A 17,705-nucleotide genomic window follows, 5' to 3' on the forward strand; every position below is an offset into this window, starting at 1 on the left:
GTTCTCAGCCACCCGTCATCGGCGGGAAAATGCCGATTTCCTTCGCGCCTGTTATCGGCTCGTCATGCTCCACATGCTCCTGATCGATCGCGACCCGGATCACATCGGGATATTGAAGAGCCATCTCATATTCTTCGCCCAGGCCCTTCAAATGGTTCAGAAGATCGGCAACGCTGACGACGGAAGCGGGGAGGTCGATTTCCTCTTCTCCCTTGCCGATGCGTTCGCGCACCCACGCGAAATAGACAAGCCGTGTCATTCTTCGTCGTCCACCACGTGTTTCAGCCCGGCGCGGAAATAATCATAGCCGGTATAGATCGTCAGAAGTGCGGCGATCCAGAGGAGCGCGATCCCCGTCCAGGTCGTATAGGGGAAAATGGCGTCGCCCGCCGGGCCGGCAAGCAGGAAGGCAATGGCGACAAGCTGCAGCGTCGTCTTCCATTTGGCAATGCGCGTCACCGGCACGCTGACTTTCAGCCCCGCAAGATATTCGCGCAGCCCCGAAACCAGGATTTCGCGGCACAGGATGATGATCGCCGCCCAGAGCGACCAGCCGGCAATCGTGCCGTCGGCAGCGACCAAAAGCAGGATGGCGGAAACCAGCAGCTTATCGGCGATCGGGTCCAGCATGCGGCCGATATTCGACGTCTGGTTCCAGATGCGCGCGAGGTAGCCATCGAGGAAATCGGTGAGCGAGGCGATGACGAAGATCCACAGCGCCACCCAGCGCGCCGTATCGCTGCTGCTCAGCCGTCCTTCGATGAAGAAGCAGACAACGATCAGCGGCACCGCCAGGATGCGGCCGTAGGTCAGGAGATTGGGGATGTTATACGCACGCGATGCCATGATGCGGTTCTCTGTATTGATGCGGCGGTAGATGACGGCTTTGCCCCTCGACCGTCAACATTCTTTCTGTTTTTTCGCTGCCTTTGCGTGGAATTTGCGACCGGCACCGCTTATTTCGCGGCGTCGTCGTGAAAATGATTATAGACCTGCTTTGCGACGGTCTCGGAAATCCCTTCCACCGCCATGAGATCGGAAAGGGCAGCGCGCGACACCGCCTTCGCCGTTCCGAAGTGCTGCAGCAGCGCCCGCTTGCGGGATGGGCCGATGCCGCCGATCTCGTCGAGCGGGTTCTTGACCATCTCCTTCTTGCGCCGCGCCCGATGAGAGCCGATCGCGAAACGATGCGCCTCGTCGCGCATACGCTGGATGAAGTAGAGAACCGGATCGCGCGGCGGCAGTGTGAAGCTTCCCTTGCCGGGAGCGAAGAAACGTTCACGGCCGGCCTCACGGTCCACACCCTTGGCGACGCCGATGGCGATGACGTTGTCGGTAATGCCGAGCTCTTCGAGGATTGCCCGCACCGCCGTCATCTGCCCCTGGCCGCCGTCGATGAGGATCACGTCGGGCCAGGCCGGGAAGGGCATATCGGCCGCATCGGCAGCGGAAACCTGCGTGCTACGATCCGGGATGCCCTCTTCCTTGAGCAGGCGCGCGAAGCGCCGCGTCATCACTTCGCGCATCATGCCGAAGTCGTCGCCGGGCGTGATCTCCGTCGATTTGATGTTGAACTTGCGATACTGGTTCTTCACGAAGCCTTCCGGCCCTGCGACCACCATGCCGCCGACCGCATTCGTGCCCATGATATGCGAGTTGTCGTAGATCTCGACGCGCTGCGGCACATAGGGCAGGCCGAATGTGTCCTTGAAACCTTCCAGCAGCCGCGACTGCGAGGCCGTTTCGGCAAGCTTGCGGCCATGCGCCTCGCGCGCGTTGGCGACGACATGTTCGACAAGGTCGCGCTTTTCACCGCGCTGCGGAATGAGGATGGAAACCTTGTGCCCGGCCTTTTCGCTGAGTGCGGCGGCAAGCAGCTCCAGCTCCTCCACCGTTTCCGACAGCATGATCTGCCGCGGCACCGGCTTGTCGTCGTAGAACTGCGCGAGGAAAGCGTTCAGCACCTCGGCGCCGGAAAGCTGCGGATCGGCCTTCGGGAAGTAGGCGCGGTTGCCCCAGTTCTGGCCAGTGCGGAAGAAGAAGACCTGGATACAGGAAATCCCGCCTTCGTGATGGATGGCGAAGACATCCGCCTCCTCGACGCCGGCAGGATTGATGCCCTGGTGGCTCTGCACATGCGAGAGCGCGGCAAGACGGTCGCGATAGATCGCGGCGCGCTCGAAATCGAGGTCCTCGGCGGCGGCGTTCATCGCCTCCGCGATATGCTCCTTCACCTTCTGGCTCTTGCCGGACAGGAAGTCCTTGGCTTCCTGAACCAGCTCCGCATAGCCCTCGTCGCTGACCTCACGGGTGCAGGGCCCGGAACAGCGCTTGATCTGGTAGAGCAGGCAGGGCCGGGTGCGCGTCTCGAAGACGCTATCGGTACAGGTGCGGATCAGGAAGGCGCGCTGCAGCGAATTGATCGTGCGACCGACCGCGCCTGCCGAAGCAAAGGGGCCGAAATAATCGCCCTTGCGGGCGCGGGCGCCGCGATGCTTGAAGATGGCCGGTGCCCGATGATCGCCGGTAATCAGGATATAGGGAAACGACTTGTCGTCGCGCAGCAGCACGTTAAAGCGCGGCCGTAAGCGCTTGATGAGATTCGCTTCCAGCAGCAGCGCCTCTGTCTCCGTCCGCGTCGTGACGAATTCCATATTGGCGGTCTGGCGCACCATCTGGGCGATGCGGTTGGAGTGTACGCGACCCATCGCATAGTTACCGACGCGCTTCTTCAGGCTGCGGGCCTTGCCGACATAGAGAACGTCACCCGCCTCGTTGAACATGCGGTAGACGCCGGGACTGTTCGGCAGGCGCTTGACGAATTCGGCGATCAGATCCGCACCGACAAGGCCGGTTTCATTGATGCTGCCGGCATTCCAGTCGACCGACGCAGAAATCGGCGCGGCAGAGGCTTCGCCTTCCACCTCGATGATGTCGTCGTCGTTCTCGTCAGTCTCGTCGTAAAGAACACCGCCATCGGGCAGCTTCTTGGCATTCATTCCTTGATCTCCAGCACGTCCGGCGTCTGCCATGCGAGATGCTGGCCGCCGTCGAGTGCAATCATCTGACCCGTGATCGAAGGGGTCTCGAACAGAAAACGAATCGTTCGGCCGAATTCCTTGAGCTCAGGTCCCCGCTTCAAGATAAGGGCTGAAACCTGCGCTTGGAAGTCTTCCTGCAATTGCCGTTCGCTCGGCATTGTAGGGCCGGGGCCGATCGCGTTGACGCGGATGCGCGGCGCCAGCGCCTGTGCCATGGTCTGTGTCGCCGTCCACAGCGCCGATTTCGACAGGGTATAGGAGTAGAAGCTCGGCCGCAGCGCCCAGACGCGCTGGTCGATAATGTTGACGATCAGCCCTTCGGCCGTTTCCGGCAGCTGTTCGGCGAATTTAGCGGCGAGTATCGAAGGCGCGCGAACATGGACGGCGAAATGCTCGTCCCACACCTGCGCATCGAATTTGCGGAGCGAATCCTCGAGAAAAATCGACGCGTTGTTGACGAGAAGATCGATCGGGCCGAGCGCCTCGCAAGCCTTCCCGACAAGTCCTCCGGTCTCATCGATTTTGGCGAGATCGGCCTTGATCGCAACCGCTTGATGGCCCCTTTGCCGCAATTCCGCCACAAAATCCTCAGCCTCGGCGAGCGAGCCGTTGGCATGGATTGCGACCGAAAATCCATCAGCAACAAGGTCTTCGGCGATTGCCCGGCCTATTCTTTTGGCAGCACCCGTCACAAGCGCCGCGCGAAGTCTTTTCTTGGTCAAGATGCTGCCTTCTGGTCCAGCGAGTTCGTTTGCTGACTATATAAGGGCAGGCTCTGATTATATAAATAGGCCGAAAACATTGCCTGTTCGGTCCGGATATTCTATGTATTATTTGCGATCGCGATTTATTAAAATAAGTATTGTAAGTTTAACTGTTTATTATCCTTAATAAACGGTATGTTGCAGCCAAGCAACATCGAATTTCTGCCGCCGCGGAGCCACAATGATATCACAATTTGGCTCTTTCAAATCCGCATTTGCATTCCAATTTCTCTCTCGAACCGGAAGGGACATTTAGTAATCCCCCGTGAATGCTTCGCCGAAGTTTGAGTTGACGAGCGCGCGGGACTGAAAGGAGATAATTATGCGTATACTTTTTGCTGGTCTCATGGCTTCCGCTCTCGCCGTTGGCGGTTTCTCGGTAGCCCAGGCAGCCGATGCCGTGGACCAGGTCCCGCAGGCACCGGTCGCTGAGGACACCCCGGCTCCGGTCAACAACTGGCAGGGCTTCTACCTTGGTGGCGCCGCGACCTATAATGCGGGCAGCTTCGGTTCCGACCGCAACACCTATGATTGGGGTGGTCAACTCTTTACCGGCTACAATTTCCAGCAGGGCCAGATCGTTTACGGCGCTGAAGCCGATCTCGGTTATGGCAATGCAGACGTCACCCAGGGTGGCATCAAGAACAAGACCGACTGGAACGGCTCCGTCCGCGGCCGCGTCGGTTACGACCTGAACCCCTTCCTGCTCTATGGTACTGCAGGTCTGGCGCTCGCCAACACCAAGGTTTCCGACGGTACGTCTTCCGACAGCAAGACCGCCTATGGGTATACGGTCGGCGCCGGTGTTGAAGCTTTCGTGACCAACAACATCACGACGCGTCTCGAATACCGCTACACCGACTATCAGGACAAGGACTACAACCTGAACTCCGGCAGCGTTTCGCGCGGCTTCGACGAAAACAGCGTCAAGGTCGGTATCGGCGTCAAGTTCTAATTCGGATCACACTGAATACGAGAAAAGCCGGGCTTTGTGCCCGGCTTTTTTGTTGTCTTCGTCGATCCCAGGTCTCTCAGATCCTGCAGATCTCTCAGGCCCTTCAAATCTTTCAGGCTTGAGGCTTCAGCCGTTCATAGCCGTCGAACTTCTTCTCGAATTCTCCCAGCCAGCCGATCAGCTCGGCATGGTCTTCTTCCCACTGGCCCTTGAAGCGCAGGTCGAGGTAGCCGATCGTGGCGGCGAGTGCGAAATGCCCGCCATGCAGCCTCTTGCCGAGCTTCGGCGTATTGGCCGCCAGATAGTTCAGCGCAGTGGCGACCTTCTTCCATTGACGGTCGATCCAGGGCTGATGCACCTTTTCTTCATCGCGGAAGCGGCGCTCATAGACGATCGCCAGCAGGCAGTCGCAGAGGCCGTCGCAAAGCGCTTCCAGCACTTCGGCATCGGTGCGTTTGCCCTTCTTGGAAGGGTAGAGCGCGCCCTTCGTCATCCGGTCGAAATAATGCATGATGGCGATGCTGTCGAAGATGGAAACACCGTCATCCGTCAGCAGCGTCGGGATCTTGCCGAGCGGATTGTTGTCCACGAGGATCGCCGGTCCCGCATTCGTATCGACCCGTATTTCCGTGATCTCCAGGCCGAGATGGCGGGCAGCTAAGCGCACCTTGCTGGAAAAAGGCGAGGTCGGAGAGCAGAGAAGCTTCATGGGGCACCTTTTTGGTATACGGATGGCGCCGGACTATTCCTAGGCGCCGAGTCGGTCAATCGGCCTTGACAGGCTTCGTCTCTGCGCGCAGCCAGAAGGCCCGTTGCGAGGCGAAACGGTCCTGCGCCAGATGGTCCTTCAGGGCCGGCAGCAACTGGTGCAGCTCGTCCTTCAGCGTGAAGGGCGGATTGACGATGATAAGGCCCGAGCCTGTCAGCCCTGTCGTCTCTCGGTCGCTGCGCACGGCAAGTTCGGCGCAGAGTATCTTCGGAATGTCCGTCGCCTGCAGCGCTTCGTGGAATTCCTTGATCGGCGCACCCTTTTTCAACGGATACCAGAGGCAATAGGTGCCGCCAGGAAAGCGCCGATAGGCCCTGGCGAGGCCATCCACCAGTCGTTCATATTCGCCGTCCTCCTCGAAAGGCGGATCGACGAGCACGATTCCGCGCTTTTCCTTCGGCGGCAGATGCGCGCCGAGCGCCAGCCAGCCGTCAAGCTCGGTGATGCGCGCATGGTGATCGCCTTCGAAGACGCGGTGCAGCCGGACAAAATCTTCCGGGTGCAGTTCCATCGCCGAAAGCCGGTCCTGCGGGCGGAAGAGCATGCGGGCAAGCTTCGGCGAGCCGGGATAGAAGCGCAGGCCGCCCTGCGGGTTCAGTTCGCGCACGGCAGAGAGATAGGGCTCCAGAAGCTCGGAGACCTGCGGCCCAAGATCGGTCTCCAGGAGCTTGCCGATACCATCATGCCATTCGCCGGTCTTCTGCGCTTCCTCGGAGGAGAGATCGTAGAGGCCGATACCGGCATGTGTGTCGAGCACGCGGAAGCCCGCGTCCTTCTTCTGCATGTAGCGGACCAGCCGCGCCAGCACCGCATGCTTCAGCACATCGGCAAAATTGCCTGCATGGTAGATGTGGCGATAGTTCATTTTCGCTGATGCCTGTTATGAATTCGGACCATTGGGAGTTTTTGTGCCTTTTGGGCGGTCGAGCCTTGGCATATAGAAATCGCATGAACATTGCGACCCCCATCCACGCCAAATCCCGGATCGGTCACACGGCCTGTCCGCACGACTGTCCCTCCACATGCGCACTGGAGATAGACCTGACGGAAGACGGCCGCATCGGCCGGGTCCGGGGCGCCAATGACCATTCCTACACGTCGGGCGTCATCTGTGCCAAGGTCGCCCGCTATGCCGAGCGTCTCTACCATCCCGATCGTCTCATGCATCCGTTGCGCCGCACCGGCGCTAAGGGGGCGGGCCAGTGGCAGCAGATCTCCTGGGATGACGCGCTGGACGAGATTGCCGAAGCCTTCGTGAAGGCCGAGGCAAAGGATGGCAGCGAAGCCATCTGGCCGTATTTCTACGCCGGCACCATGGGCTGGGTGCAGCGCGACTCGATCGAGCGCCTGCGCCATGCAAAGCGCTATTCCGGCTTCTTCTCCTCGATCTGCACCAACCCCGCCTGGACCGGCTTCACCATGGCGACAGGCATGCTGCGCGGCCCGGATCCACGCGAGATGGCGCGCACCGACTGCGTCGTCATCTGGGGCACCAATGCGGTTGCCACGCAGGTCAATGTGATGACCCACGCGATCAGGTCGCGCAAGGAGCGCGGCGCCAAGATCGTCGTCATCGATATCTACGACAATCCGACGATGAAGCAGGCCGACATGGCGCTCATCGTCAAGCCCGGCACCGATGCGGCACTTGCCTGCGCCGTCATGCACATCGCCTTCCGCGACGGTTATGCCGACCGCGACTACATGGCGAAATATGCCGACGATCCCGCCGGCCTCGAAGCGCATCTGGAGAAAAAGACACCGGAATGGGCCGCCGCCATCACCGGCCTTTCGGTCGATGAGATCGAAGCCTTCGCCAAGCTCGTCGGCACGACGAAAAAGACTTTCTTCCGCCTCGGTTACGGCTTCACCCGTCAGCGCAATGGCGCGGTCGCCATGCATGCGGCCGCCTCGATCGCCACCGTGCTCGGCTCCTGGCAATATGAGGGCGGCGGCGCCTTCCATTCCAACAGCGATATCTTCCGCATGAACAATGCGGAGCTGACCGGCAAGTCGATGAAGGATGCCGACATCAGAATGATCGACCAGTCGCAGATCGGCCGTGCGCTGACCGGCGATGCCGTCGCACTCCGCCATCGCGGACCAGTGACGGCCATGCTGATCCAGAACACCAATCCGGTGAATATCGCTCCGGAACAGCGGCTAGTGAAGCGCGGCTTTGCCCGCGACGATCTCTTCGTCGCCGTGCACGAGCAGTTCATGACCGAGACGGCCGATATGGCCGATATCGTCATTCCCGCCACCATGTTCGTCGAGCATGACGACATCTACCGCGCTGGCGGTCAGAACCATATCCTGCTTGGGCCGAAGCTCGTCGAGCCGCCACTGACCGTGCGCACCAATCTTTTCGTCATCGAAGAACTGGCCAAACGTCTCGGCGTCGCCGATCGCCCCGGCTTCGGCTTCACGGCGCGCGAGATGGTCGATCGCGTTCTGGCGGCGAGCAACCTGCCGGACTACGACTATTTCCTCGAGCATAAATGGTTCGACCGCCAGCCAGCCTTCGAGGAAGCACATTATCTTGATGGTTTCGCCCATCCCGACGGCAAGTTCCATTTCCGACCGGACTGGGTGAACGATCCCGCACCGAACAAGCCGCCGGCTTCCGTCGGTACGCTCGGCCCTTATGCAGAGCTGCCGCCGTTCCCGGATCAGGTCGATGTCATCGAGCTCGCCGATCCCGCGCATCCCTTCCGCCTGGCGACCTCGCCGGCGCGCAACTTCCTGAATTCGAGCTTCTCGGAAACCAAGACCTCACGTCAGAAGGAAGGCCGCCCGGAAGTGATGATCAATCCCGCCGATGCTGAGGCCAATGGCGTCGATAACGGCGATCTCGTCCGCATCGGCAATATCAGAGGCGACCTGCGCCTCCACGCCCGCGTGACGACAGAGGTCAAGCCCGGCGTGCTGATTGCCGAAGGCCTCTGGCCCAACAAGGCGCATGTCGACGGCGAAGGCATCAACGTACTCACCGGCGCCGATCCCGTGGCGCCCTATGGCGGCGCTGCCGTCCATGACAACAAGGTCTGGCTTCGCAAGGACGTCATATGACGCAATCTAAGGCAAAAGTGGAAATCGTCGGCAAGGAGATACTGTCCGACGGCTGGACGAAGCTGACCAGTTACCGGATCGATTACACCGACCGGAATGGTGTGACGCATCGCTTGCCGCGCGAGGTCTATCACCGCACGCCCGCCGCCTGCATTCTGCTTTACGATCCCAAGCGCGATGTCGTCGTGCTGGTGAAGCAGTTCCGTCTGCCTGCCTATGTAAACGACGATCCCGCCTGGATGATCGAAGTCCCGGCCGGCCTGCTCGACGGCGATGAACCCGAGGCCGCGATCCGTCGCGAGGCGATGGAGGAGACCGGCTATACGGTCCGCGACATCCGTTTCCTTTTCAAGTCCTATCCGGCTCCGGGCTCCATTACCGAAGTCGTACATTTCTTCGCAGCAAGGATCGATACCGCCGACCGCACATCCGACGGCGGCGGCCTTGAGGAAGAGCATGAGGATATCGAGGTGCTGGAAATCCCGCTCCCGGAAGCCCTTGCGATGGTCGAAAAGGGCGAGATCATCGATCTCAAGACGATCACGCTGCTTCAATGGGCGCTGCTGAATAAGGGCAAACTTCGATAGCGGGTGAGACGATCGACGCCTGATTCGTCGAGTTACATCCGAGGCGGATCGACACTATCCTCGACGGCCTTAGTTTTCCCCGCGAACTCGCATCATCTGCCGAAAGGCGCGCCGCTTTAGTGCAGGTATTGCGTTGATGGTGCGCATGGCGCCACGCGTCGCAGCCAGCTGAAGTCTGCCGACAATTGGCCGATGGGCCAGGTCGCTGGCATCCATCTGTTTTTTCGATTCCTGGACTGCTTCGGTACTATAGCGAAGCATCTCGACTTCGTAGGCATGTATGGCTTCGAGGAGCGGCTTTTGTCCTTGGTCCGCTTCGACCAGCATGCGTCCAAGCAGAGCGGCATCGCGAAGCGCTGTATTGGCGCCCGCGCCTCGTCCGGGTGTCATCGTATGGATGGCGTCACCGAGAAGGGTGACATTCGAACTCGTCCAAGGCGTCAGCGGAACGGAGGTCCTCATCTTGACATCGTGGATCGTTGAGGGCTCGGTCATACGGATGAGTGCACGCAGGTGCGGGTGCCAGTCCCGAGTGATCTCCAAGCCCAGCTTTTGCAACTGTTCGCCGCTCAGGCCGGTCGGGTCCCGCGGGAAGTTCTGCCGAGCGCCCCATATGCCCCAGCCGATGCTGTCCTCGTCGAGTGCTTCGACGAAATCCGGCCAACGAGCAGCAAAACCAGAACCGCTTCTGATGTTGGCGAACTCGAGCGAGTGGACGATTGCACCGAAGCCCATCGGTGCCATAATCAGCGACATGCCTTTGAACATTTTGTCCGACAGCAGAGCTTTCGCCTCGGCCGTCATAGGAATTTTTCCCCCGAGCGATACGATCCCCGTGTCTTCCAGACGCGCTTCCGGCAGACGTTGTTTGCGTACGGTCGAGCTCGTGCCATCGGCCCCCACAAGGACATCGCCTGTCGCGAGGCTTCCATCCTGAAAGCAAGCGGTGACCGACCCGTCGACGTTACTTGAGTAACCTTCAAGCGCCTTCTCGAAGAAGACGTCGTCTTCAAGCCCTCTGAGCAGAACCCGCCTCAGTGTCTTTCGAATGACGTTCCTTTCACCGTCGAGAGCTTTCGGGCTTTGATCATCGATATCGAAGCTCAGCACTTCGCCCAGCTGTTCAGTGAGCATGTTGAAATAGCGCGGCGACCTGGAGCAGGTGGCGACATAGAGATCGTAGAGCTCGCTGGGGATACAGGCTTTCAGCGCTCGGCTTCCAGCCGGGCTGATGCCGACGCGATAACCACCGGTATCGGCGTTCGGCGCGAGGTCGCGCTCATACACCGCAATGCAAACGCCAGCCTGCTTGAGCAGATGAGCAAGCGCCAAGCCGCCGGTCCCGGCGCCGATAATCAAAACCTTCATGGTGCTAGTCCTGATCGAGTTTAGGATCGATGGAGAATTTCGCGGCGATCTGCCTCAGCCACTCTTCTGTCCAGGTGATGCGCTGGGCGCGCAGGTCTCCGACAATGCTGTTGACCCAGGACAATTCGGTTGCGTGAAGCGCCCGGAGATACTCCATCTCGAGAAGGAAGAGCCTTGGAACGGCCCGCGCTTCCTGCAGGGCGTCGTCGATCCGGCGAAGCTCCGACTCGATGGCTTTTGCTCTGAGCTCAAGCTGGCTCGCCACATCATCAGGCGTAAGCAGAGGAAGAAATGATATGGCTGCCGGGAATTCCGGATATTCCCGCGTTAAGGTCGACAATATCGCCCGCATCCAGTCCAGCGCGACGTCGCGGCCCTTCTCGGTTATCTCATACACCGTCCGCTCGGGACGCTTGTCGTCCCGGACAGTTTTCTGCGGAGTGATCAAACCCTCGCGTTCGAGCCGCTGGATTGTTTGATAAAGGCTCGCCCTCTGCGAGACATTGATCACCTCGTCCTTGCCGCGCTCCTTGATGAGCCGCTGCATTCGGTAAGGATGCAGCGGCTCTTCCATGAGCATTGCAAGGACAGCGAGCGCTATTGGAGAACGTTTGATTGATGTCATAGTCATAATCTTACTAGTTAGTTTATAACTAGTCAATGCGATGGCTCGGGATTGTTGGTTCCTGGTGATGGGCGCGCCGAACCCGCCGCGTGGCCAGTCAATGTCGGGAAATCTGAGCGCGCTCGATACCGCGAGAGCCGGACTGCTCGGCGTCATCGCCGCCGATTATCATCTGGCCGCCTTCGCGCCTGTATCTTCAAGCTCGCTGATATCGTGGAGGGCGCCCCGCCGGCAGCCGTTGCCATGGCGACCGGCAACGCGGGCCGTGCCCGCCGGTCGCCTGAATCGTGGCGAGATCGCCATCGGCCAGCGCGCCGATCTGGTGGCGGTCGAGCCGGGCGACGGCCATCGCATCCGCGCCACCTTCCGTGGCGGCCAGTTCATCTATAGCGACGGCACATTGCATCCGCTTCAGGCTCTTGCGGCCTGAAGCTAGTCGCCGATCAGCGAAATAAGCTGGGATTTCGGCGCGGTGGCGGAAGCGGTCGCTCCAACCGCTTTCCCGCCTTCCATCTTCACCCTGCCTTCAGCAAAGAGCCGCAGCGCCTGTGGATAGAGCTGGTGTTCGATCGTCAGTACGCGTCCCGCCAGCGCATCGGCGGTATCACCCGCAAGCACAGGCACGGCCGCCTGGCCGATAACAGGGCCTTCATCCATGCCTTCGGTAACGAAATGCACGGTGCAGCCGGCAATCCGCATTCCGGCGTCGATTGCCCGCTGATGCGTATGAAGCCCGGGGAAGAGCGGCAGCAGGGAAGGGTGGATATTGATGATCCGGCCTTCATGGCGCTGGATGAAGGCGCCCGAGAGCAGCCGCATATAGCCGGCGAGGCAGATGATATCGGGTGAAAGCTCGTCAAGCGCGGCAAGGATCGCCGCCTCGTGCGCGTCCTTGCTGGCATAGTCCTTGCGCACGAAAGCGAAGGTCGCAATGCCCTCGGCCGCTGCCTTGGCGAGACCGCCTGCATCCGCCTTGTCGGAAATCACGCCGACGATCTCGGCCGGATAATCCTCAGCCTTCGCCGCCTGCAGCAGCGCCATCATGTTGGAGCCGCCGCCGGAAATGAAGACGACGGTGCGTTTGCGCGGCGAGTTCATAGAGCGAGCGTGCCCTTGTAGATAACGCCGGCTTCGCCCTCGGTGCGGGCGACCATGCGGCCGAGCGTCACCACCTTTTCACCTTCCGCTTCAAGCGCCTGGGAGACTGCTGCAACATTCTCTGCGGCGACGACGACAATCATGCCGATGCCGCAGTTGAAGGTGCGCAGCATTTCCTTGGCTTCGACGCCGCCTGTCTTGGCAAGCCACGAGAAAACGGCCGGCGCCTCGACGGCGGCAAGGTCGATCTCGGCGGCGAGATGCTTCGGCAGCACGCGCGGAATATTTTCGGGGAAACCGCCGCCGGTGATGTGGGCGAGCGCCTTCAGCGCGCCCGTCTCGCGGATCGCCTTCAAGAGCGGCTTCACATAGATGCGGGTCGGCGTCAGCAGCGCTTCGCCGAGCTTCTTGCCCTCGGCAAACGGCGCCGGCGCATCCCAGCCGAGGCCGGAAAGCGAAACGATCTTGCGCACCAGCGAGAAGCCGTTGGAATGGACGCCGGAGGAGGAGAGGCCGAGAATGACGTCGCCTTCCGCAATATCGCCCGACGGCAGCAGCTTCCCGCGTTCGGCCGCACCCACCGCAAAGCCGGCGAGATCATAATCGCCCGAGGAATACATGCCCGGCATTTCCGCCGTTTCTCCGCCGATCAGCGCACAGCCCGCCTCGCGGCAGCCGGCAGCGATGCCGCCGACGATCGCTGCACCCTGATCCGGATCGAGCTTGCCGGTCGCGAAATAGTCGAGGAAGAACAGCGGCTCTGCGCCCTGGACCACCAGGTCGTTGACGCACATGGCGACGAGGTCGATGCCGACCGTGTCATGATAGTCGGCATCGATGGCGATCTTCAGCTTGGTGCCGACGCCGTCATTGGCGGCAACCAGAACCGGGTCGGTAAAGCCCGCGGCCTTGAGATCGAAGAGCCCGCCGAAGCCGCCGATCTCGCCATCGGCGCCCGGACGGCGCGTGGAGCGCACGACTGGCTTGATCTTCTCCACCATCAGGTTTCCGGCATCGATGTCGACGCCTGCATCGCTATAGGTCAGACCGTTTTTTCCAGACTGGCTCATGCTGATCTCCGGAGGATTTAAAGCTGCGGATAAAGGACCGCGTCACATGCCGGTCGCAATTGCATGAGAGTGCGCTTTATGCAAGCGTTGCAAGGGAAAAGCCCCCATTTTCCAGCTAATCCCTGTGCGCTTTCCGGATTCGGTGCAACAGGGTTGACCATCTTTGCGCGTCCATCCTATGTGCTGAAGCGGCCAGGGTCGTTCTGAAGCGGCATGGGCAGGGGCGAGCGATCAGCGGGGAAGCGATGCCACAACAGGTCAGCGGAACGATATTAAAGCGCCAAGTCATATTCTGGGCGACGGTTCTGCTCGTCTTCGTCGCTTTCCTTTACATCTTCAGCTCGATCCTGCTGCCCTTCATCGCCGGCATGACGATCGCTTATTTTCTCGATCCGGTGGCCGACAGGCTGGAGCGGCTGGGCCTGAGCCGCCTGATGGCAACCATCGTCATTCTGGTGGCCTTCGTCATCGTCTTTGCGCTGGCGCTGATGATCCTCATTCCCGTGCTCATTACCCAGTTCAACGATTTCGCCCAGCGCCTGCCGGGCTATATCACCTTGCTGCAGCAATTCATCACCGACTACCAGGATTCCGTGCTGCCCGGCTGGATCAAAAGCCAGCTCGGCACCATCAAGAATAATTTCTCCACCATCCTGTCGGAAGGCATGGGTTTCCTGACGGGGCTCTTTGCCCAGATCTGGAATTCCGGCAAGGCGATCGTCGACGTCATCTCGCTGCTCGTCATCACACCGGTTGTCGCCTTCTATATCCTGCTCGACTGGGACCGCATGGTCGCTAAGGTCGATCAGTGGGTGCCGCGCGATTACGTGAACGACGTGCGCCAGATCGCCAGGGAGATGGATCAGGCGATTGCCGGCTTTATCAGAGGGCAGGGTTCGCTCTGCCTCATCCTCGGCATTTATTATGCTGTTGGCCTCTCGATCGTAGGCCTGAATTTCGGCCTGCTCATCGGGCTTTTCGCCGGCATGATCAGCTTCATCCCCTATGTCGGCTCGATGGTCGGGCTTGTGCTCGCAATCGGCGTAGCGATCGTCCAGTTCTGGCCGGATTATGTCTGGATCGTCGCTGTTCTCGCTGTCTTCTTCAGCGGCCAGTTTCTCGAAGGTAACATCCTCCAGCCGAAGCTCGTTGGCTCCAGCGTCGGCCTGCATCCCGTCTGGCTGATGTTCGCGCTCTTTGCCTTCGGCGCGCTCTTTGGTTTCGTCGGCCTGTTGATCGCGGTGCCGGCCGCTGCTGCTGTCGGCGTGCTTGTCCGCTTTGCGCTTTCGCGCTACCTTCAAAGCGATCTCTACTATGGCAGGTTGCCGAGCGACCGGGCCGGGAAGACGAAATCTGTTTCCGATGAATGACGTGAAGAACGCTGATCCGAAGCGCAAGGCCGGAGAACAGCTTCCCTTGGCCTTTTCGCACGACGCTGCAACCGGCCGCGACGACCTCCTGATGTCGGAACGTCTCGCTGCTGCGGTTTCGATCGTCGATGCCTGGCCGAACTGGCCGTCGCCGGTCGTCATCCTTGCCGGTCCCGTCGGCTCCGGAAAATCGCATCTCGCCGGCATCTGGAAGGAACTGAGCGGGGCGGAAATCATCCATCCCGTGGCCGGTTCCGATGCGGCAGTCGCGGCCGCCAACGGCCCCGTGTTGTTCGAGGACGTCGACCGGACAGGCTTCGATGACGCCTCGCTCTTCCATGTCATCAACAGCGTGCGGGAAAACGGCACCAGCCTCTTGATGACGAGCCGTCTCTGGCCCATGTCCTGGCCAGTCACGCTGCCCGATCTGCGCTCGCGCCTGAAGGCCGCGACGGTCGTCGAGATAGGTGAGCCGGACGAGGAATTGCTGTCGCAGGTCATCGTCAAGCTCTTCGCCGACCGGCAGCTTTATATAGATGACAAACTCGTCCTTTATATCGTCAATCGTATGGAGCGGTCGCTCAACGCCGCCCAGACGATTGTCGAAAGGCTCGATCGGTTGGCGCTTTCCAGAGGCACGGGGATTACCCGTTCGCTCGCTGCTGAAGTATTGAATGAATTGGGAAATTCCGGCTCGGGCGATTGACTGTCACAGTTCCGTCGTGAAACTGATATATTCGCCGAAAGCGATTGAAAGCAGGGTGAGTGGACCATGGACAGCGCATACCAGGAACATCAGGAACCCACTCCGGACAACAGCGCGGACCAACCGCCGCTGGAGCAGCTTCTCTCCAGCCCCGAGCGCTTTATCAACCGCGAATTCTCCTGGCTGCAATTCAACCGCCGTGTCCTTGAGGAGACGCTGAACACCGAGCATCCGCTCTTGGAGCGCGTGCGCTTCCTGTCGATCTCGGCCGCCAACCTCGACGAATTCTTCATGGTGCGCGTCGCCGGCCTCGAAGGCCAGGTGCGCCAGAGCATCGTCGTCAAGAGCCCTGATGGCCGCACTCCCGCCGAACAGCTCGATTCGATCCTGAGCGAGATCGATCATCTGCAGATGGAGCAGCAGGCCTCGCTCGCCGTCCTGCAGCAGTATCTCGCCAAGGAAGACATCCTGATCGTGCGTCCAGGTGCGCTCAGCGATGCCGACCGTCAGTGGCTGGCAAACGAGTTCGAGCAATCGATCTTCCCGGTCCTGACGCCGCTGTCCATCGATCCTGCCCATCCGTTCCCGTTCATTCCGAACCTCGGCTTCTCGATCGGCCTGCAGCTCGTCAGCCGCAGCGGCCGCGATCCAATGACGGCGCTGCTGCGCCTGCCCCCGGCGCTCGATCGGTTCGTCCGCCTGCCTGATGACCGCAACACGATCCGCTACATCACGCTGGAAGATGTTGCCAACATCTTCATCCACCGGCTCTATCCGGGTTATGAGGTGCAGGGTTCGGGTACGTTCCGCGTCATCAGAGACAGCGATATCGAAGTCGAGGAAGAAGCCGAAGATCTCGTCCGCTTCTTCGAAACCGCGCTGAAGCGCCGCCGCCGCGGCAAGGTCATCCGCATCGAGACGGATTCCGAAATGCCGGCTTCGCTGCGCCAGTTCGTGGTGCAGGCGCTCAGCATTCCGGATAACCGCGTTGCCGTTCTGCCCGGCCTGCTGGCGCTCAACACACTCTCCGAAATCACCAAGGCGCCGCGCGACGACCTGCGTTTTCCGCCCTACAATGCGCGATTTCCAGAACGTGTCCGTGAACACGCCGGTGATTGCTTCGCCGCCATCAGAGAAAAGGACATGGTGGTCCACCATCCCTACGAGTCCTTCGATGTGGTGGTCCAGTTCCTTCTCCAGGCTGCGCACGATCCTGATGTTCTGGCGATAAAGCAGACGCTCTACCGCACCTCCAACGACAGCCCTATCGTGCGCGCTCTGGTCGACGCCGCCGAAGCCGGCAAGTCGGTGACGGCGCTGGTCGAGCTCAAGGCTCGCTTCGACGAAGAGGCAAATATCCGTTGGGCGCGAGACCTGGAACGTGCCGGCGTGCAGGTCGTCTTCGGCTTCATCGAGCTCAAGACTCACGCCAAGATGTCGCTGGTCGTGCGCCGTGAAGAAGGCAAGCTGCGCACCTACTGCCACCTCGGCACCGGCAACTATCATCCGATCACGGCGAAGATCTACACCGACCTTTCCTTCTTCACCTGCAATCCCGTGATCGCCCACGACATGGCGAACATCTTCAACTTCATCACCGGTTACGGTGAGCCGGAAGAGGGGATGCAGCTTGCCGTTTCGCCTTACACGCTGCGCTCGCGCATCCTTCGCCACATCAACGAAGAGATCGAGCATGCCCGCAGCGGCCGCCCGGCGGCGATCTGGATGAAGATGAACTCGCTTGTCGACCCCGACATCATCGACGCGCTCTATACGGCGAGCCGCGCCGGCGTCGAGATCGATCTCGTCGTGCGCGGCATCTGCTGCCTGCGTCCGCTGGTGCCGGGCCTCTCCGACAGGATCCGCGTCAAATCGATCGTCGGCCGCTTCCTCGAGCACAGCCGCATCTTCTGCTTCGGCAATGGTTACGGCCTGCCGTCCGACAAGGCTCTCGTCTATATCGGCTCGGCGGACATGATGCCGAGAAACCTCGATCGACGCGTCGAAACCCTGGTTCCGCTGACGAATCCGACCGTCCACGAGCAGGTTTTGTCACAGATTATGCTCGGCAACGTGATTGACAATCAACAAAGCTACGAGATATTGCCCGACGGTACGTCACGGCGCATGGAAGTGCGTAAGGGCGAAGAACCGTTTAATGCGCAGCAATATTTCATGACCAATCCCAGCCTGTCCGGCCGCGGTGAAGCTCTGAAATCGAGTGCGCCGAAGCTGATCGCCGGTCTGCTCGAAGGCCGAAACAACAAGTAAACTGGACCT

The 17,705-nt window shown here is 60.4% G+C and carries 16 protein-coding genes and 1 pseudogene; 7 read left to right on the top strand and 10 right to left on the bottom strand.

From position 1 onward, the window contains the following. Positions 1–4 precede the first annotated feature (4 nt). From moaD to AB4Z13_RS06740, 4 genes are all read right to left on the bottom strand, one after another. Complete coding sequence (moaD, locus tag AB4Z13_RS06725) at positions 5–259, bottom strand: molybdopterin converting factor subunit 1 (protein WP_007820055.1); 255 nt, start codon at positions 257–259, stop codon at positions 5–7. Beyond that, the gene (gene pgsA / locus AB4Z13_RS06730) at positions 256–846 is read right to left on the bottom strand and encodes a CDP-diacylglycerol--glycerol-3-phosphate 3-phosphatidyltransferase (RefSeq protein ID WP_113323400.1); all 591 of its coding nucleotides are present in this window, start codon (positions 844–846) and stop codon (positions 256–258) included. The genes moaD and pgsA overlap by 4 nt, the downstream gene beginning before the upstream one ends. A 110-nt stretch (positions 847–956) precedes the next feature. Beyond that, entirely contained in the window at positions 957–2,999 is a 2,043-nt protein-coding gene (gene uvrC / locus AB4Z13_RS06735; protein WP_439014539.1) for an excinuclease ABC subunit UvrC, read from the bottom strand. Then, on the bottom strand, positions 2,996–3,763 hold the full coding sequence (locus AB4Z13_RS06740; protein WP_439014540.1) for an SDR family oxidoreductase: 768 nt from the start codon (positions 3,761–3,763) through the stop codon (positions 2,996–2,998). Before AB4Z13_RS06740 ends, uvrC begins: the two co-directional genes overlap by 4 nt. A gap of 364 nt (positions 3,764–4,127) precedes the next feature. On the opposite strand from AB4Z13_RS06740, the gene AB4Z13_RS06745 reads away from it, so the two are divergent. Further along, positions 4,128–4,760, top strand: a complete 633-nt coding sequence (locus tag AB4Z13_RS06745) for an outer membrane protein (protein WP_439014541.1) — start codon at positions 4,128–4,130, stop codon at positions 4,758–4,760. Positions 4,761–4,872: 112 nt separating this feature from the next. Here AB4Z13_RS06745 and AB4Z13_RS06750 read toward each other — a convergent pair whose 3' ends face one another. Beyond that, positions 4,873–5,469, bottom strand: a complete 597-nt coding sequence (locus tag AB4Z13_RS06750; protein ID WP_439014542.1) for a glutathione S-transferase — start codon at positions 5,467–5,469, stop codon at positions 4,873–4,875. Positions 5,470–5,524: 55 nt separating this feature from the next. Next, positions 5,525–6,394: a 23S rRNA (adenine(2030)-N(6))-methyltransferase RlmJ gene (locus AB4Z13_RS06755; protein ID WP_439014543.1), complete on the bottom strand. Its 870-nt coding sequence runs from the start codon at positions 6,392–6,394 to the stop codon at positions 5,525–5,527. Between the two features lie 17 nt (positions 6,395–6,411). On the opposite strand from AB4Z13_RS06755, the gene AB4Z13_RS06760 reads away from it, so the two are divergent. Both AB4Z13_RS06760 and AB4Z13_RS06765 read left to right on the top strand, forming a co-directional pair. Then, the gene (locus AB4Z13_RS06760) at positions 6,412–8,601 is read left to right on the top strand and encodes a molybdopterin-containing oxidoreductase family protein (RefSeq protein ID WP_439014544.1); all 2,190 of its coding nucleotides are present in this window, start codon (positions 6,412–6,414) and stop codon (positions 8,599–8,601) included. Next, entirely contained in the window at positions 8,598–9,188 is a 591-nt protein-coding gene (locus AB4Z13_RS06765) for an NUDIX domain-containing protein (RefSeq protein ID WP_439014545.1), read from the top strand. The genes AB4Z13_RS06760 and AB4Z13_RS06765 overlap by 4 nt, the downstream gene beginning before the upstream one ends. A 69-nt stretch (positions 9,189–9,257) precedes the next feature. Here AB4Z13_RS06765 and AB4Z13_RS06770 read toward each other — a convergent pair whose 3' ends face one another. Together AB4Z13_RS06770 and AB4Z13_RS06775 are read right to left on the bottom strand one after the other, a co-directional pair. Continuing rightward, positions 9,258–10,556 (bottom strand): FAD-dependent oxidoreductase, encoded by a 1,299-nt coding sequence (locus AB4Z13_RS06770; protein ID WP_439014546.1) that lies wholly within the window; start codon positions 10,554–10,556, stop codon positions 9,258–9,260. A 4-nt stretch (positions 10,557–10,560) separates the two neighbouring features. Continuing rightward, on the bottom strand, positions 10,561–11,181 hold the full coding sequence (locus tag AB4Z13_RS06775) for a PadR family transcriptional regulator (RefSeq protein ID WP_439017190.1): 621 nt from the start codon (positions 11,179–11,181) through the stop codon (positions 10,561–10,563). Positions 11,182–11,233: 52 nt separating this feature from the next. Here AB4Z13_RS06775 and AB4Z13_RS06780 point away from each other — a divergent pair. After that, positions 11,234–11,611, top strand: a pseudogene (locus tag AB4Z13_RS06780) (alpha-D-ribose 1-methylphosphonate 5-triphosphate diphosphatase); the annotation flags it as partial. 2 nt (positions 11,612–11,613) lie between these two features. On the opposite strand, the gene purN reads toward AB4Z13_RS06780, so the two are convergent. Next, complete coding sequence (purN, locus tag AB4Z13_RS06785) at positions 11,614–12,279, bottom strand: phosphoribosylglycinamide formyltransferase (protein ID WP_439014547.1); 666 nt, start codon at positions 12,277–12,279, stop codon at positions 11,614–11,616. Continuing rightward, on the bottom strand, positions 12,276–13,349 hold the full coding sequence (gene purM, locus AB4Z13_RS06790) for a phosphoribosylformylglycinamidine cyclo-ligase (protein WP_439014548.1): 1,074 nt from the start codon (positions 13,347–13,349) through the stop codon (positions 12,276–12,278). The genes purN and purM overlap by 4 nt, the downstream gene beginning before the upstream one ends. A gap of 245 nt (positions 13,350–13,594) precedes the next feature. Between purM and AB4Z13_RS06795 the strand changes: the two genes are divergently transcribed. From AB4Z13_RS06795 to AB4Z13_RS06805, 3 genes are all read left to right on the top strand, one after another. Beyond that, entirely contained in the window at positions 13,595–14,719 is a 1,125-nt protein-coding gene (locus AB4Z13_RS06795) for an AI-2E family transporter (RefSeq protein ID WP_439014549.1), read from the top strand. Further along, a complete protein-coding gene (gene hdaA, locus AB4Z13_RS06800; protein WP_439014550.1) occupies positions 14,712–15,425 on the top strand; it encodes a DnaA regulatory inactivator HdaA in 714 nt (237 codons plus the stop codon). The genes AB4Z13_RS06795 and hdaA overlap by 8 nt, the downstream gene beginning before the upstream one ends. Before the next feature lie 66 nt (positions 15,426–15,491). After that, positions 15,492–17,696 carry an RNA degradosome polyphosphate kinase gene (locus tag AB4Z13_RS06805; RefSeq protein ID WP_113324297.1) on the top strand — a complete coding sequence of 735 codons (2,205 nt, stop codon included), beginning with the start codon at positions 15,492–15,494 and terminating at the stop codon, positions 17,694–17,696. Positions 17,697–17,705: the final 9 nt, after the last annotated feature.

It is taken from the genome of Rhizobium sp. YAF28 (assembly GCF_052113285.1).
GTDB lineage: Bacteria > Pseudomonadota > Alphaproteobacteria > Rhizobiales > Rhizobiaceae > Rhizobium.

Bases quoted from the DNA above. Each gene is read 5' to 3' on its own strand.
- pgsA (WP_113323400.1), bottom strand. From the start codon at position 846: ATGGCATCGCGTGCGTATAACATCCCCAATCTCCTGACCTACGGCCGC.
- purM (WP_439014548.1), bottom strand. From the start codon at position 13,349: ATGAGCCAGTCTGGAAAAAACGGTCTGACCTATAGCGATGCAGGCGTC.
- AB4Z13_RS06765 (WP_439014545.1), top strand. From the start codon at position 8,598: ATGACGCAATCTAAGGCAAAAGTGGAAATCGTCGGCAAGGAGATACTG.
- moaD (WP_007820055.1), bottom strand. From the start codon at position 259: ATGACACGGCTTGTCTATTTCGCGTGGGTGCGCGAACGCATCGGCAAG.
- uvrC (WP_439014539.1), bottom strand. From the start codon at position 2,999: ATGAATGCCAAGAAGCTGCCCGATGGCGGTGTTCTTTACGACGAGACT.
- purN (WP_439014547.1), bottom strand. From the start codon at position 12,279: ATGAACTCGCCGCGCAAACGCACCGTCGTCTTCATTTCCGGCGGCGGC.
- AB4Z13_RS06775 (WP_439017190.1), bottom strand. From the start codon at position 11,181: ATGACATCAATCAAACGTTCTCCAATAGCGCTCGCTGTCCTTGCAATG.
- AB4Z13_RS06760 (WP_439014544.1), top strand. From the start codon at position 6,412: ATGAATTCGGACCATTGGGAGTTTTTGTGCCTTTTGGGCGGTCGAGCC.
- hdaA (WP_439014550.1), top strand. From the start codon at position 14,712: ATGAATGACGTGAAGAACGCTGATCCGAAGCGCAAGGCCGGAGAACAG.
- AB4Z13_RS06745 (WP_439014541.1), top strand. From the start codon at position 4,128: ATGCGTATACTTTTTGCTGGTCTCATGGCTTCCGCTCTCGCCGTTGGC.
- AB4Z13_RS06805 (WP_113324297.1), top strand. From the start codon at position 15,492: ATGGACAGCGCATACCAGGAACATCAGGAACCCACTCCGGACAACAGC.
- AB4Z13_RS06770 (WP_439014546.1), bottom strand. From the start codon at position 10,556: ATGAAGGTTTTGATTATCGGCGCCGGGACCGGCGGCTTGGCGCTTGCT.
- AB4Z13_RS06755 (WP_439014543.1), bottom strand. From the start codon at position 6,394: ATGAACTATCGCCACATCTACCATGCAGGCAATTTTGCCGATGTGCTG.
- AB4Z13_RS06750 (WP_439014542.1), bottom strand. From the start codon at position 5,469: ATGAAGCTTCTCTGCTCTCCGACCTCGCCTTTTTCCAGCAAGGTGCGC.
- AB4Z13_RS06795 (WP_439014549.1), top strand. From the start codon at position 13,595: ATGCCACAACAGGTCAGCGGAACGATATTAAAGCGCCAAGTCATATTC.